The 14,675-nt window shown below is 63.1% G+C and carries 15 protein-coding genes; 6 read left to right on the top strand and 9 right to left on the bottom strand.

Annotated features, from left to right (window positions below):
- The first annotated feature begins 51 nt into the window (after positions 1-51).
- Positions 52-516: a YaiI/YqxD family protein gene (locus tag B7Y43_RS15185; RefSeq protein WP_374132515.1), complete on the top strand. Its 465-nt coding sequence runs from the start codon at positions 52-54 to the stop codon at positions 514-516.
- Positions 517-598: 82 nt separating this feature from the next.
- The gene (locus tag B7Y43_RS15180) at positions 599-946 is read left to right on the top strand and encodes a hypothetical protein (protein ID WP_374132514.1); all 348 of its coding nucleotides are present in this window, start codon (positions 599-601) and stop codon (positions 944-946) included.
- A gap of 267 nt (positions 947-1,213) precedes the next feature.
- On the opposite strand, the gene B7Y43_RS15175 is transcribed toward B7Y43_RS15180, so the two are convergent.
- A complete protein-coding gene (locus B7Y43_RS15175) occupies positions 1,214-1,960 on the bottom strand; it encodes a thioredoxin family protein (RefSeq protein WP_374132513.1) in 747 nt (248 codons plus the stop codon).
- A gap of 178 nt (positions 1,961-2,138) precedes the next feature.
- Between B7Y43_RS15175 and B7Y43_RS15170 the strand changes: the two genes are divergently transcribed.
- On the top strand, positions 2,139-3,407 hold the full coding sequence (locus tag B7Y43_RS15170; protein ID WP_374132512.1) for an aminotransferase class V-fold PLP-dependent enzyme: 1,269 nt from the start codon (positions 2,139-2,141) through the stop codon (positions 3,405-3,407).
- A 24-nt stretch (positions 3,408-3,431) separates the two neighbouring features.
- On the opposite strand, the gene B7Y43_RS15165 is transcribed toward B7Y43_RS15170, so the two are convergent.
- A complete protein-coding gene (locus B7Y43_RS15165) occupies positions 3,432-4,073 on the bottom strand; it encodes a DUF1109 domain-containing protein (protein ID WP_374132511.1) in 642 nt (213 codons plus the stop codon).
- Entirely contained in the window at positions 4,073-4,600 is a 528-nt protein-coding gene (locus tag B7Y43_RS15160; RefSeq protein ID WP_374132510.1) for a sigma-70 family RNA polymerase sigma factor, read from the bottom strand. The genes B7Y43_RS15165 and B7Y43_RS15160 overlap by 1 nt, the downstream gene beginning before the upstream one ends.
- 281 nt (positions 4,601-4,881) lie before the next feature.
- Between B7Y43_RS15160 and B7Y43_RS15155 the strand changes: the two genes are divergently transcribed.
- Both B7Y43_RS15155 and B7Y43_RS15150 read left to right on the top strand, forming a co-directional pair.
- Positions 4,882-6,078 (top strand): acetyl-CoA C-acyltransferase, encoded by a 1,197-nt coding sequence (locus tag B7Y43_RS15155; protein ID WP_374132509.1) that lies wholly within the window; start codon positions 4,882-4,884, stop codon positions 6,076-6,078.
- A gap of 89 nt (positions 6,079-6,167) precedes the next feature.
- Positions 6,168-6,911, top strand: a complete 744-nt coding sequence (locus B7Y43_RS15150; protein WP_374132508.1) for a hypothetical protein — start codon at positions 6,168-6,170, stop codon at positions 6,909-6,911.
- Positions 6,912-6,921: 10 nt separating this feature from the next.
- Here the strand turns inward: B7Y43_RS15150 and B7Y43_RS15145 are convergent, their stop codons facing one another.
- Positions 6,922-8,124, bottom strand: coding sequence for a bifunctional alpha/beta hydrolase/OsmC family protein (locus B7Y43_RS15145; RefSeq protein WP_374132507.1), 1,203 nt, complete (start codon positions 8,122-8,124; stop codon positions 6,922-6,924).
- A gap of 65 nt (positions 8,125-8,189) precedes the next feature.
- Between B7Y43_RS15145 and B7Y43_RS15140 the strand changes: the two genes are divergently transcribed.
- Positions 8,190-8,978 carry an SDR family oxidoreductase gene (locus B7Y43_RS15140; RefSeq protein WP_374132506.1) on the top strand — a complete coding sequence of 263 codons (789 nt, stop codon included), beginning with the start codon at positions 8,190-8,192 and terminating at the stop codon, positions 8,976-8,978.
- Here the strand turns inward: B7Y43_RS15140 and B7Y43_RS15135 are convergent.
- The 5 genes from B7Y43_RS15135 to B7Y43_RS15115 form a co-directional block, all read right to left on the bottom strand.
- Entirely contained in the window at positions 8,975-9,796 is an 822-nt protein-coding gene (locus B7Y43_RS15135; protein ID WP_374132505.1) for a protein phosphatase 2C domain-containing protein, read from the bottom strand. The genes B7Y43_RS15140 and B7Y43_RS15135 overlap by 4 nt on opposite strands.
- A 32-nt stretch (positions 9,797-9,828) precedes the next feature.
- Positions 9,829-11,181, bottom strand: a complete 1,353-nt coding sequence (locus B7Y43_RS15130) for a dihydrolipoamide acetyltransferase family protein (RefSeq protein ID WP_374132504.1) — start codon at positions 11,179-11,181, stop codon at positions 9,829-9,831.
- Positions 11,181-12,188, bottom strand: coding sequence for an alpha-ketoacid dehydrogenase subunit beta (locus tag B7Y43_RS15125; RefSeq protein WP_374132534.1), 1,008 nt, complete (start codon positions 12,186-12,188; stop codon positions 11,181-11,183). Before B7Y43_RS15125 ends, B7Y43_RS15130 begins: the two co-directional genes overlap by 1 nt.
- Positions 12,189-12,369: 181 nt before the next feature.
- A complete protein-coding gene (locus B7Y43_RS15120; RefSeq protein ID WP_374132503.1) occupies positions 12,370-13,656 on the bottom strand; it encodes a 3-methyl-2-oxobutanoate dehydrogenase (2-methylpropanoyl-transferring) subunit alpha in 1,287 nt (428 codons plus the stop codon).
- 84 nt (positions 13,657-13,740) lie between these two features.
- Positions 13,741-14,646, bottom strand: coding sequence for a haloalkane dehalogenase (locus B7Y43_RS15115; RefSeq protein WP_374132502.1), 906 nt, complete (start codon positions 14,644-14,646; stop codon positions 13,741-13,743).
- Positions 14,647-14,675 lie beyond the last annotated feature (29 nt).

Below are 14,675 nucleotides of genomic sequence, written 5' to 3'. Positions count from 1 at the left end.
CGGGACCCCGGGTCAAGCCCGGGGTGACGAGAAGATGGCATGGATAGGCTCATGAACACCGCCGCCCGCCGCATCCTGGTCGACGCCGATGCCTGCCCGGTAAAGGACGAAATCTACCGCGTCGCCGAACGCCACGCCGTGCCCGTCTCGATCGTCGCCAACAGCGCCTTCCGCGTACCCGTCAGTCCGATGGTCGAACGCGTGGTGGTGAACGACAGCTTCGACGCCGCCGACGACTGGATCGCCGAACGAGCGAACGCCCGCAGCATCGTTATCACCGCCGATATATTGCTTGCTGATCGTTGCCTGAAGGCAGGCGCGACCGTCATTGCCCCGACCGGCAAGCCCTTCACGACCAGCTCGATCGGCAGCGCCATCGCCACCCGCGCGATCATGGCCGACCTGCGCGCTGGCGGCGACGTGATCGGCGGCCCCGCGCCCTTCGGGAAGGTGGATCGGTCGCGGTTTTTGTCGGCGCTCGATGCGGCGTTGGTGAGGTTGAAGCGGGCGGTGTGAGGCTGACTTCACCGGCCGGAATTGGGTAGTTAGCTGCCGTTAGCAACTCGCCGACTAGTGTGCGTCATGTAGGGGATGATTGATGATCAAATTGCTCGGCCTTGCAATCGTTCTTCAGGCGCAGAGCCTATCGCCGCCAGTGCAGCGGCTAAGTGAACGGCTCTACTATGCAGACCCGTATGAGCAGGGTGTGATCTCATGTGATCGCAAAGTAGCGAAACGGCAGCGACGCGAGTTCGAGCGACGCTTTGGCACCCGTATCGCGGCATTGAAGCGGAAAGATATTGCGAAATGGGGCGTGGATACCGGCTTTGAGGCGATTGCATTGGGCCGCTGCTCTCGACTTACTGCAAGCTTAGACGCACGGTTTGAGACTGCCCTCCGAAAATTTGCCCTCGATCTTTCCGCAATCGAGCGCGAATATCCCTGACGAATGTCCGCTACTGGGCGATTCCTGCCCTTCCCTATCCGTCACCCAGGACTTGATCCGGGGTCCCGCTTTTCTTCGACCGGGCAAGGCAGCGGGACCCCGGGTCAGGCCCGGGGTGACGGGCTTGTGAAACATGGGGCGGTCGTTGCCCCCCAAGCAAAAAAAGCCCGCCGCCCCAGGGGAGGGGGCGACGGGCGGGTCCCGGTCTTTCCGGGTCTGCGCCCCCGCAAAGGGGGGAAAACGGAGGCGCAGGAAGGGAGGAGAAGATTAGATTTTGCGTGCGGCGATGATCGCGCCGCCCTTGCCTTGCTGCACCAGCACGGCGGTCTTCAAACCAGCAGGCGCTGCGGGGAGCGTGAAGCTCTGCGCCCGGCCCTGCCACTGGCCGATGCTGGTCAGCTGGCGGACGATGTTGCGATGCGGGATCGTGCGGCCGCCATTTTCGCCGGCCTGAATTGCAACTTCTACCGTGCGCGGGTCATAGTTGACCGCCCACACCGTTGCGCCACCATTGCCTGCGCCGACCGTCACCTGGTTGCCGACCACGTCGATTTCCGGGCCCGCCGAGTTGGCGTTACGCGCAATCGCCTGGTTCAACTCGCCTTCGCGGCTGCCGAGGACCGCGTCACGCCCGTTGACGATCACCTGCGGCGTCGCGACCTGGCCACGACCGGCGGTGTGGGCATAATCCCATTGGCGCGCGGTGAAGGCGGGGCTGGCGAAGGTGTCTTTCCAGCCAAGATTATCCCAATAGGTGACCGAAAAAGTCAGCGGGATGACGTCAGCGCGGTCGGCATATTTGTTGACCACGTTGATCGCCGGTGGGCAGGAGGAGCAGCCCTGGCTCTGGTAGAGTTCGATAACGGTTGGGTGGGCGGCATCGCCAGTGGCGGCAATCGCGGTTGCGGGTGCGCCGGCGCCTTCGCCCTCACCAGCAAGCGCCGAAGGGGTCGCCGTCGCGCCCGAGCAGGCAGCGAGGAAGAGAGCAGTCGAAGCAGCGAGGATGGTACGCATGATAGGCTCCTGAGTGTCCTGGAGAAGCAGGCCATCTGGCTGCCTCATGCTACCCTATTCGCGGGGGCCGCTAGGGTGGTTACAGGGCGCGCAAAAAATTGAGCGGCGCACGATGCATGGACGGTTGGAGGGCGGGGGTTTAGGCTGCACGCTCCACGATCCGTTTGGAAAAACCATCATGTCGATCAATCGCCGGAACATGATGATGGGCCCGGTAGCGTTTCCGCTCGCCGCCCGCGCCGCCGCCCTCCCCAAGGGTGGTGCGGCACGTTCCGATGATGAGGCCTATTGGGCCAGCATCGCCGCGCAATACGACGTCACCTCACAAGTCATTCAGCTGGAGAATGGCAATTGGGGCATCATGGCGCGTCCGGTGCTCGCCGCCTATGAACGCGCGATCGAGCGGGTCAATCGCGAGAATAGCTTCTACGCCAGGCGGACGATGGAGCAGGATCTGCTCGCGGTTCGGGCGCGCGTCGCGTCAGCGTTGGGCGTGGCGACAGACGAGATCGCGCTGACCCGCAATGCAACCGAAGCGCTGCGCGCGCTGATCGAGGGCTATACCAAGCTGCGCCCCGGCGACGCTGTGCTCTACGCCGATCTCGATTATGACAGCATGCAGGGCTATGTCGAAGGACTGCGCGCGCGGCGCGGTGTCGAGGTCACGCGCATCGCTTTGCCCGAGCCCGCGACCTGGCAGGGGCTGATCGATGCCTATGCGCAGGCCCTGGAGGCCAATCCACGGATCAAGTTGATTTTGCTCACCCATCTCAGCCACCGGACGGGGCTTGTCCTGCCGGTGCGCGAGATCACCGCGCTGGCACGGGCAAAAGGCGTCGATGTCATTCTGGATGCCGCGCATAGCTGGGGCCAAATCGACTTTTCCTTCCCCGGCCTGGGCGTCGATTTTGCTGGGTTCAACCTCCACAAATGGATGGGCGCGCCATTGGGGGTTGGCGTCGCTTATGTCCGCAAAACGCGGGTGCGCGATATCGATGTCGATCCCGCCAACGGGGGAGGCGAAGCAGACGATCTTCAGGCGCGCGTTCACACGGGCACCCCTGATTATGCCGCTCAGTTGACTGTGCCCGATGCGATCGCCTTCCAGGAGACAATCGGGGCCGGCCCGCGCGCGGCGCGGCTGAAGCTGTTGCGCAATCGCTGGGTGGAACCGCTGCGCCAGGTCGACGCGTTGCAGATTTTGACGCCCGCAGACTCCCGCCTATCCGGCGGCATCACGTCGTTTCGATTCAAGGGGAAAGGATCACGGGCCGACAATATCGCGATCGCCAAGCAGCTGCTTGACGAATTTGGCATTTTTTCGGTTCACCGCGTCGGCGTCGCGGCGGGGTGTTGCGTCCGGATTACGCCGGCGTTGTTTACGACGCTGGATCAGGTCGATGCGTTGGCTGTTGCGCTTAGAACAATCGCGGCGCGGATGGTGTAACCGGGCGCCAAGGCGCGCCGTTTACTACCAGCGAAGCAGCTTCGGCCCCACCAGCGCGCCCGCGCCCGCTGCCAGCACCATGCCCAGCGTATACCAGGTGAGCACAAAGGTCGCCGATACTTCGGGGCAATGCAGCCCATAGATCGTCGCGGCGCAGGCGCCCGAGACTAGCCCGGCCGCTGCCCCCGCTGCGGTCAGCCTTGTCGGCGCAAGCGCGCGGAATGCCCAGAGCATGCCGCCGAACACCGGCAGCGACAGCATCGCGACCCGCGCCGAACATTCACGCCAGCTGCCGCCCAACCACATCGGCAGCCAGCCGCCAACGGGTGTTTCGGACAGTTCGACAATCGAAGCGACCGCGAGCAGCGCGAACGGGACCAGGAGCAACCAGGCATGGCGCATCCGCGGCGCATCCGGCCGGGCGACATGCAGCGTGGCGACCAGCGCGAGCAGCGCCAGCGAAATCGTATAGGCCCATTTCATCGCAAAGCCGACGGTCATCATCGCGCCGGGCAGATCAGGCCGAAAGCCCATCCACGGCACCATCACGGCAAGCGCGGCCAGCCCACCACCGATCAGCCCGATCGCCAGCCGCTGTTCGGCAGCATAGGGGGAAATCGCGCGGGTATCGGCGCTGAGGGACTGGATCAGATCTTCGCTACGCATTACTTGCCCTTCAGTCGTTCAGCGAGCGCCTTAAGCCCGCGGTGGACGGAAACCTTCACATCGGCCTCGCTGATGCCAGCGCTTTCGGCAGCCTCGGCAACGCTCAACCCATCAATCTTCGTCTGGCGGATCGCCTTGGCCTGCTTGGGGGAAATACCCTCCAGCAGCTTGTCGACATCCAGTTGTGCGGACGCCGCCTCCTGGAATCCTTCCGCCATCAATATCTCTTCAAGTCCTTCGAACGACACGTTGTTCTTCGTGCGCCGGAAATGATCGATCATCTTGTACCGCGCAACCGCATAGGCCCAGGCCGTGAACGGCCGGTCGCGATCGTAACTCGCGCGCCTTGTGTGAATCGCAATCAACGTATCCTGCACCAGATCCTCGACATCATCACCGGCACCGCGCAAGCGGCGACCGAAGAAAGAGCGCAACAAAGGCAGCATCGCGGTCAGCAAGGCGTTTTGGGCGGCGGCGTCTCCATCGAGCCCGCGCACCATCAACGCCTTGAGCTGTTCCTCGCTCATTCCTCGCCGTGTTCCTGATAACGCCATTCGGTTCATCCGCGCGGAAGGTTACAATTCGGTCGCCAGCCCATGCCGATAGAATTTTTCTTACCCAGTTGTAACCATGTTTCGCTGCGCCGCGAAAAAGCAACCACGACCTGCCTTTCGGGGCCTCCCAGGTTGTCGGGCGGCGCGATTTCCCCCAAGGGTCGCGCCGCTCGTTATGGGATACACTCCCCATCGACAAGCACGGGCCGATGCGCCATTCGATCGCAACACCATTGTCTGCGAGAGAATTTGCCATGCGCGAAGCCGCCATTATCGCCACTGCCCGCACCCCGATCGGCAAGGCCTATCGCGGCGCCTATAATGCCACCGAAGCACCCGTGCTGGCCGGCCATGTGATGAATGCGGCGATCGAGCGCGCCGGCATCGATCCGGCCCGGATTGACGAGGCGTTCTGGGGCGTCGGCAATCAATGGGGCACGCAAGGCGGCAATGCCGGACGGATGGCGATCTTTGCCGGGCAGCTGCCGCAATCGGTACCCGCCTTCACGCTCGATCGCAAATGCGGATCAGGGCTGACCGCCGTCGCGCTCGCCGCGCGGACGATCATCTGTAACGAGGCCGATGTGGCGCTGGCCGGCGGGATGGAATCGGTGAGCATGACGGTGACCAAGGACGCGCCGCGCTATATCAACCAGTCGGTCATCGCCCATGAGCCGGCAGCCTATATTCCGATGATCGAAACCGCCGAGATCGTCGCCGATCGCTATGGCATCAGCCGCGCCGCCCAGGACGCCTATGGGGCCATGAGCCAGCAGCGCGCCGCACGCGGGCTGGAAACGGGCGCCTTTGTCGAGGAAATTGCCCCGATCACCGTTGACCGCGCCCTGTTCGACAAGGAGGGCAACAAGACCGGCACTGAGACGATCACCGTCAGCCAGGACGAAGGCATTCGGCCCGGCACGACTTTGGCCGCGCTGGAGGGCCTGAAAACGGTGTGGCCCGGCGGCCAGTTCACCGGCCCCGGCACCAACATTACCGCAGGCAATGCCAGCCAACTATCGGACGGCGCGAGCGCGCAGATCGTGATGGACCGCGCAACCGCCGTGGCAGAGGGCAAGGAAATTCTGGGCATCTATCGCGGATTTCAGGCGGCAGGTTGCGCGCCTGATGAAATGGGAATCGGCCCGGTTTTCGCCATCCCCAAATTGCTCGACCGCGCCGGGCTGTCGGTCGCTGATATCGGGTTGTGGGAATTGAACGAGGCTTTTGCCAGCCAGTGCCTCTATTGCCGTGACACGCTGGGCATCGATCCCGAAAAGTACAACGTCAATGGCGGCGCGATTGCGGTTGGCCATCCCTTTGGGATGACGGGCAGCCGGCTGGTCGGCCATGCCCTTATTGAGGGCCGCAAGCGTGGCGTGCGCTATGTCGTGGTGTCGATGTGCACTGCTGGCGGGATGGGCGCTGCGGGGTTGTTCGAAATCGTCTAACCCGCACCAACACAGGCCTTCTCCGCGCCGCAACTGGCCATTAGAGCAATTTGCGCGCCTTGGAGCGCCTGCCCCAAGGCGAGTCGCCGATGCGTTCCGCATATGTTGAAGAAGCCAGGGATGATGATCGCGCGCGGCTTCGGCGGCGGGCGATCGGATTCCTGCTGGCGGTTGCGGTCGAGCTGTTGGTGGTCATCGTCCTGCTGACCCTGGGCCCGCCGAAATTTGGCGTGCCGGGTGGCGATGGCAAACCCAAGACCTTCACCATCACGCAAGTCGCCGAGAAAAACGAGGCCAAGAAAACGCCGCAGAAAAAGCGCGCCGCCAAGGTGACCAAGGCGGTGCCACCACCGCCGCCAAGCCCGCCCGTGCCGCCCCCAACCCCGCTCGGTCCGATTCCCGGCCTGCTGACGCTTACCCGCGAGCAATATATCGCCGCCGATATCGGCAAGATCAAATCGACCCGCGCGGAAGTTGCCGATGCCGCGCCAGAGGGCGATTCAGCCGATGACAGTCAGGTTGCCGGCACTGGCCCCAATGGCGAACCGCTCTTCGATGCCGAATGGTACCGCGAGCCAACCGAGGCGCAGATGGCCTTTTACTTGCCCAAAGGGCTGCGCGGCGGATCGGCGTTGATCGCCTGCAAGACCGCCCCCCGGTACAAGGTGGTTGATTGCGTGCTGCTCGGCGAAAGCCCACCCGGCACCGGCCTTGCCCGCGGCGTGCGCGAAGCATCCTGGCAATTCCAAGTCCGCCCGCCGCGCAAAGGCGGCAAGCAGCTACTGGGTGCCTGGGTGCGGATCCGGTTCGATCTGATCGAGCGCAAGCGATAGCGCCCGGCGATTAGACGAGCCGAGTCTTGATCACCGGGTGCGATTCGATCGTGCGGTGGACGGGGCATTTATCGGCGATCACCAGCAACCGCGCGCGCTGCGCCTCGCTTAAATTGCCACTCAGCGTGATCGCGCGCTCGATCACTTCGATCTTGGGGCGGCCCTCGCCGGTCGCCAGGCAGTCCTCCGAATGGCAGCGGCTATGGCTGAGCGATACCGACACCCCGTCGAGCGGGATTTTTTCCCGATCGGCGACGAGCTTGATGGTCATCGCGGTGCAGGTCCCCAGCCCCGACAGCAGCAGATCATAGGGCGTCGGCCCAAGATCCGCCCCCCCTGCCTTAATCGGCTCATCGGCAAGGAAGCTGTGGCCTGATGAATCGACAATCGAGGTGAATTTGGCCTCAGTGGACGTCACCCGAACATGCCCTTCATCTGGCGCATCACGGGCAAGTGGCGGCAGCAAATAAGGCTCGACCCAGGCCGAAATCATTGCGGCGGCATAGGCAGCCGGCCCCGCCTGGGTAAGCAGGTGATCCGCGCCATCGAGCGAGATAAAGCTTTTCGGATGTTTGGCGGCGGTGAAAATCTCGCCGGCATTTTCAATCCCCACGGTCGCGTCGGTCGGGGCGTGCATGACGAGCAGGGCGCGCTTCAGCCGCGCCAGGCGCCCGGCCTGATCATGCCCCTCAACAGCATCCAGAAACGCACTTGAAACCTCAAACGGGCGGCCGCCTATGGTGATTTCGGCTTGCCCTTCGGCACGCACCCGCGCGACCTGATCGCCCAATTGGTGGAGGACATGCGCCGGATCAAACGGCGCGCCGATCGTCACGACTGCCGTCGTTTCCGGGATTTGCTCAGCGGCGGCGATCACCGCTGCACCCCCCAGCGAATGGCCAACCAGAATCGCGGGCGCGCCAACATTGTCCCGCAAATAGCCCGCTGCTGCCACCAGATCACCGACATTGGCCGCAAAATGGCTGTCAGCGAAGTGACCCTCGCTTTTGCCAAGCCCGGTGAAATCAAAGGCCAGCGTGGCGATGCCGTGTGCCGCCAGCGCAACGCTGATCCGGCGCGCGCCGTGGCTGTTGGATGTGCAAGTGAAGCAATGCGCAAAAAGGGCGACGGCACGGACCCGGCCCGGCGGCATTTCCAGCCGCCCGACAAGCCGATTGCCGGCGGCATTGCTGAATTCCACGTCGCGCCGCATCCGCCTTCTCCCTAATCAGTTATCCTGCCACTATAGTATTTGGGCACAGCAAGTGGAGCAGCAAGATGGCGGATATGGCACTGGTCACCGGCGCATCCGCCGGGCTGGGCGTGCATTTTGCGCTGGCGCTGGCGGCGCAAGGGCATGATGTGATCCTGACAGCACGGCGCAGCGACCGGCTCGATCAGCTCGCCCAGCAAATCCGCGACCGCTTTGGGACGCAGGCGCACGTCATCCCCGCTAATCTTGCCCAGCCAGGTGCGATTGCCGGGCTGATGGCGGATATCGCCAAACAAGGCCTGGCGGTGAACCTGCTGGTCAACAATGCCGGCTTTGGCGCGCGCGGTGATTTCGCGGCGCTGGATGGTGCGGCGCAGGCTGAAATGATCGATGTGAATTGCCGGGCGCTGATCGAGCTCTGCCACGCGGTGCTGCCCGGCATGCTGCAGATGCGGCGCGGTGGGATATTGAACGTCGCCTCTACTGCCGCCTTTCAGCCTGGGCCGTGGATGGCGGTCTATTATGCGTCCAAGGCGTTTGTGCTGAGCTTTTCCGAAGCGCTGCATGAAGAGGTCAAGCCACATGGCGTGCATGTCACGGCCTTGTGTCCCGGGCCGACGCGGACAGAATTTTTCGAAGCGGCAGCAATGGAAGATGTCTTCTTCCGGCGCTTCGCCACGGCGCCCGAGCCAGTGGTGCGCGATGGCCTGGCCGCGTTGAAGGCCAATCGCCCGGTCGTAATTCCGGGGTTGATGAACCGGGTGATGGCAAGTGCAACCCGTTTCACGCCGCGCTGGGTAACGCGCAAGGCGGCAGGTGCCGTGCAGCGCGGACGGACCCACAGCGAAGGTTAAGCGACGACCCGCACCCAGAGCGCCGAGGCATCATCCGAGATTTTGTACCGCGGAAAGCGGACGCATTCGGCATCGCCCGCTTCGATCGCGCGCAATTTGGTGGCAAGTGGGGCCAGCCCTTCTGCCGCCACCGCCGCCATCAATGCCGCCTCGTCCATCGCCCCATAGCCATCCACCAGCGCGGCAAAGCCGTCCGTCATCAGCAATAATTCGTCCCCCACGGCAACGGGGACGATGGCCAGGTTGACCATGTCCGCGCCTTCCGGTTCCACGCCAAGAACTTGCCGACCCGGGCGCTCGCGCGAGGTCCGCAGGCTGTCGATGATCGACGCTGGCCGGGGCTTTTGGGCAAGCTCATGCCCGGCATGGCGGGCGGCACGGGCCGATTCGTCACCCCGTTCGGCTGGCGGACCAATCCGCTCAACCAGCGTGCCGCGCCGGATCAGCACTGAGCAGTCACCGAGCCAGCCAAGCTCCAGCCCCTCGGCCGTCACCCGCGCGACCAGAAAGGCGGCACTCGGCAATTCCCAGCGCGACGCCGGTGCCCGCGTGCACACCGCATCAAAACGCCGCGACAGCCGCGCAAACACACCCTTGCACACGGCCATCAACGGGGCATCGCCAGCAGCTGCAAAGGCAGCATTGGCCTCCATCGCAATCCAGGCAGCACCGCCCCGGCTGCCCAGCAATCCCGGATCGCCAAGATCGGTCGCGCCATCGATTACCCAGGCGAGCGCATCGCCGGTGCCAACGCGATCGTCATTGGGGACACTGGACTCGCCCGCCAGACTGATCGACTGAAGAAGATCAAACCGCATCGCATCACCTTAGCCGCGGGATGTGACGAATTTCAGTCGGCGAACAACAACACTGGCGTTTCGAGATATTTCTTCAGCAATTGCACGAAGCTCGCTGCGTCCCAGCCATCGACGACGCGGTGATCGCAGCTGATCGACAGGTTCATCAGTTTCGCACGGACGATCTCATCGCCGACAAACACCGGCCGCTCGACGATCTTGTTGGGGCCAATGATCGCGACTTCGGGCCGGTTGATGACGGGTGTCGTGGCAATCCCGCCAAGTGGGCCGAGTGAGGTGATGGTGAGCGTCGATCCCGACAATTCCTCTACCTTGGCCTTGCCCGTGCGCGCAGCCTCAGCCAGGCGACCGATCTCGCTCGCCAATTGCCAGACATTCCTGTCCTGCGCATCGCGGATCACCGGGACCATCAGGCCGGCGGGGGTCTGCGTCGCCATGCCGAGATGGACTGCGCCGTGGCGGGTAACCACCCCGCCCTCATCGTCATAGCGCGCGTTGATCATCGGGAAATCGGGGATCGCTTTGCAGATGGCCGCGATCAGCAGCGGCAGCATAGTGAGTTTGGGGCGAGCACCGCGATTGTCGTTCAGGTCGGCGCGCATCGCTTCAAGCGCGGTGACGTCGATTTCATCGACATAGGTGAAGTGCGGGATGTGGCGCTTCGCCGCCTGCATATTCTCGGCGATCTTGCGGCGCATGCCGATCACCTTGATCGGTTCGTCAGCGCGGGCGCGGCTGGCATGCGGCGCGTGATAGCCCTCGCCCGATCCATAGCGCAGATAGGCGTCGAGGTCAGCATGGCGGACGCGGTCGCTGTCAGTCTTCACGTCGGCGAGATCGATGCCGAGATCGGTGGCGCGAGCACGCACGGCGGGCGAGGCGAGGATTTTCTCCACTCCCCTCCCGCTTGCGGGAGGGGTTGGGGGTGGGAGCGCGGTTTTGGCAGGCGATGACTGCGTTTGTGGCACGGGCCCACCCCCGTCCCCTCCCGCAAGCGGGAGGGGGGAAGGCGCCCCCCCCCTCACCCCAGGATTCTCAGCACCATATTGCTCGGCGACCTCGGTCTGCTCGGCACTTGGCGGGGCCGCCTTCAGCTCGGTAGTGACGGGCGCGAGCGCTGGCGCCTCTTCCGCCGACAAATCCCCCTCGGTTTCGATCACCACCAAAGCCGCACCAATCGACACCTGATCCCCGACTTCACCCGCCAGCTCGACCACCACGCCTGACACGGGCGATTCCATCTCGACGGTCGCCTTGTCGGTCATCATGTCAGCGATCTGCTGATCTTCTTCGATCCGGTCGCCAACAGCGACGTGCCAGGCGACGATTTCGGCTTCCGAAATGCCTTCGCCGATATCGGGCAATTTGAAGGTGAAGCGAGCCATTATGCGTCCTTCATGATCTTTTTGAGTGCCTCGCCGATCCGGACCGGCCCAGGGAAATAGGCCCATTCCAGGCTATGCGGATAAGGCGTGTCGAATCCGGTGACGCGCTCGATCGGCGCTTCCAGGTGATAGAAGCAGCGCTCCTGCACTAGGGCCGAAAGTTCCGCGCCAAAACCGCTGGTCCGTGTCGCTTCATGCACGATCATGCAGCGGCCGGTTTTCTTGACTGATGCCTCGATCGTCTCAATGTCGAGCGGGACGAGGGTGCGCAGGTCAATCACTTCGGCGTCGACCCCCGCCTCGACCATCACCGCCAGCGCGACATGGACCATCGTGCCATAGGCAAGCACCGTCAGTGCCTCACCGCTGCGCACAACCTTCGCCTTGCCGAGCTCGATCTTGTAATAGCCGGTCGGCACCTCGCCTGCGGGATGTTGCGACCAGTTCTGCGTCGGCTTGTCCCAATGGCCGTCGAACGGGCCATTATAGATGCGTTTGGGTTCGAAGAAGATCGTTGGATCATTATCCTCGATTGCCGCGATCAGCAGCCCCTTGGCATCATAGGGCGTTGACGGAATCACCGTCTTCACACCGGAGATATGGGTGAAAATGCCCTCGGGGCTCTGGCTGTGCGTCTGGCCACCGAAGATCCCGCCACCAAAAGGAGAGCGAACCGTAATCGGCGCGGTGAACTCGCCCGCCGAGCGATAGCGCAGCCGCGCCGCCTCGCTCACCAACTGGTCGAGCGCTGGGTAGATATAATCAGCGAACTGGATTTCGGGGACCGGGCGCAGGCCATACGCCCCCATGCCAACCGCGACACCAATGATGCCGCATTCGCTGATCGGCGTATCGAACACGCGGCGCGTGCCATATTTCGCCTGCAGGCCAGCGGTCGCCCGGAACACACCGCCGAAATAGCCGACATCCTCCCCCATCACGACAATATCGGGGTCGCGATCCATCATCACATCCATCGCGGAGTTGATCGCTTGGATCATGTTCATGCGCGTGGTGGATTCGGTCATGACGAGACACCCACCGCGCCAGCGGCCCCAAAAATCTTTTTCTCCGCGCCTCTGTGCCTCCGCGCGCACAAAAAGCAGGTTGGTTCGCGCGGAGGCGCGGAGCCGCGGAGGAAGAAGTCAAAAAAGTGCTTTGCGGCTGCGCCGCCGAGAAAAGCGCTGCTCACTTCAGTGCCCATGGTCGGCCACTTGCCGTTTCCTCGGCGATCATCTGCGCCTGCTGCTCGCGCAGATGCCAGGGCATTTCTTCGAACACGCCATCGAAAAGGCCTTCGAGCGGCTGGTGCAGGCCGTGGCCCAGAATGCCGTTCTTTTCGGCTTCCTTCTGCGCGGCTTTTACCGTCTCGGCCAGTTCAAGGTCTTGCGCTGCGTGCCGTTCCTCATCCCATTCGCCAATCGCGATCAAATGGTCCTTCAGCCGCTTGACCGGATCACCCAATGGCCAGGCGGTCGGCTCCCCTGCCGAGCGATACTGGCCGGGATCGTCGGACGTCGAATGCCCTTCGGCACGATAGGTGAAATGCTCGATCAGCGTTGGCCCCTGATTGGTGCGCGCCCGCTCTGCCGCCCATTGGGTTGCGGCGTACACGGCAAGCGCGTCATTGCCATCGACGCGCAAGCCAGCAATGCCATAGCCGACCGCGCGCGCCGCAAATGTGGTCGATTCCGCCCCGGCAAAGCCCGAAAAGCTGCTGATCGCCCATTGGTTATTGACGATGTTGAAGATCACTGGCGCACGGTAGACGCTGGCAAAGGTGCAGGCAGAGTGAAAATCGCCCTCCGCCGTCGATCCCTCGCCACACCAGGTTGCGGCGATTCGCGTATCGCCCTTGGCCGCGCTCGCCATCGCCCAGCCGACGGCCTGCGGATATTGGGTGGTGAGGTTGCCTGAGATCGAGAAGAACCCCGCTTCCTTCACCGAATACATGATCGGCAGCTGTTTGCCCTGCAACCGATCACCCCGGTTCGAATAGATCTGGTTCATCATGTCAACGAGGCTCCAGCCCCGCGCAATCAGCAAGCCCTGCTGCCGATAGGAAGGGAAACACATATCCTCATAATCAAGCGCATGGGCGGCGGCGACGGCGATCGCCTCTTCGCCTGTGCATTTCATATAAAAGCTGGTCTTGCCCTGCCGCTGGGCGCGAAACATGCGTTCGTCGAACGCGCGGACCAGCGCCATGCTGCGCAGCATACGGCGCAGCATATCGGGTGACAATTTGGGATCCCAGGGGCCAACCGCTTGCCCGTCATCATCGAGCACGCGGATCAGCGTATAGGAAAGCTCCGTGAAGCTATCGGGCCGCGCCGCGGTATCGGGGCGCGCCGCGCTGCCCGCTGGCGGCACATCGACATGGACAAAATCCACCGCATCCCCCGGCCGGAACTTTGGTTCGGGCACGTGCAGCGAAAGCGGTTGCAAATTGGCGCGCGGCGGATCGCCAGACATGGTCTCTCCAATGCGAGTTCCCAGACAGTCCGGGACTCGCTTATTGGCACCTTGTTATAAAATTTCAACAGCAATGGCGAGGGGTCAGCGACCACCAAATGCCGCAATAGCTGCCCGCGCAATGGGTTCACCCCATTCCTGGACAAAATGACCCCCGTCCTCAATAATCATCGGTTCAGGACACCCCTTAATCTGCTTGCGCAGCGCCTCCATCTGGACGGGCCCCAACACCGGATCAGCCGCACCGACCGCCATGAAGCTTTGCCCGTTCCAGCGCTGCGACCAGAATTCGCTTGCCGCCCTGCCGATCGCCGCGCCCGGCATATCGCGCTCAATCGGCACCAAAGCCGGGAAAATCTGTGCGCCCGCTTTGTAACTCGCATCGGGATAGGGCGCGTCATAAGCAGCGATCTCCGCTGCGGTCAGGTGCGGGGTGCCGCGTGCAATCAGCGCGCCGATCGGCAAATCAGGGGTCGACATCGCATAGGTTTTCCACATCATGAAGCCTGGACCCGGAGGCGCGCCGGTGCCGATGCCGGTATTCATCACGATCAGCCGATCGATCCGTTCGGCCATGCCCGGCGCGACTGGCAAGGTCAGCCCGATCAGCCCGCCCCAATCCTGCACCACCAGCGTAACATGCTTTAGGTCGAGCCGTTCGATCAGCGCGATCAACCAATTGCGGTGGAAATCAAAGCTGTAATCTTCCTGGCGCACCGGCTTGTCGGAGCGGCCAAAGCCCAGAAAATCGGGGCAGATCACCCGCGCGCCGGTTTCCAGAAACACCGGGATCATCCGCCGGTAGAGGAAGCTCCAGCTTGGCTCGCCATGCTGACACAGGAACACCCGGTCTGCATCGGCGGGCCCGGCATCAACATAGGCGCTGCGCAGCCCCTCATATCCTGGCAGATCATCAACATAATGGACCGGAAAATCGAAATCCGGAATCGCTGCAAAGCGTTCATCTGGGGTGCGCTTGGCTTCGATCATCGCGATAATGTCCTCTATTGGCAGGTTAT

The organism is Sphingomonas sp. 28-62-20, from assembly GCF_002281505.1.
The sequence above is the reverse complement of the archived record's forward strand: the minus strand, read 5'-3'. Positions and strand labels throughout refer to the sequence as shown.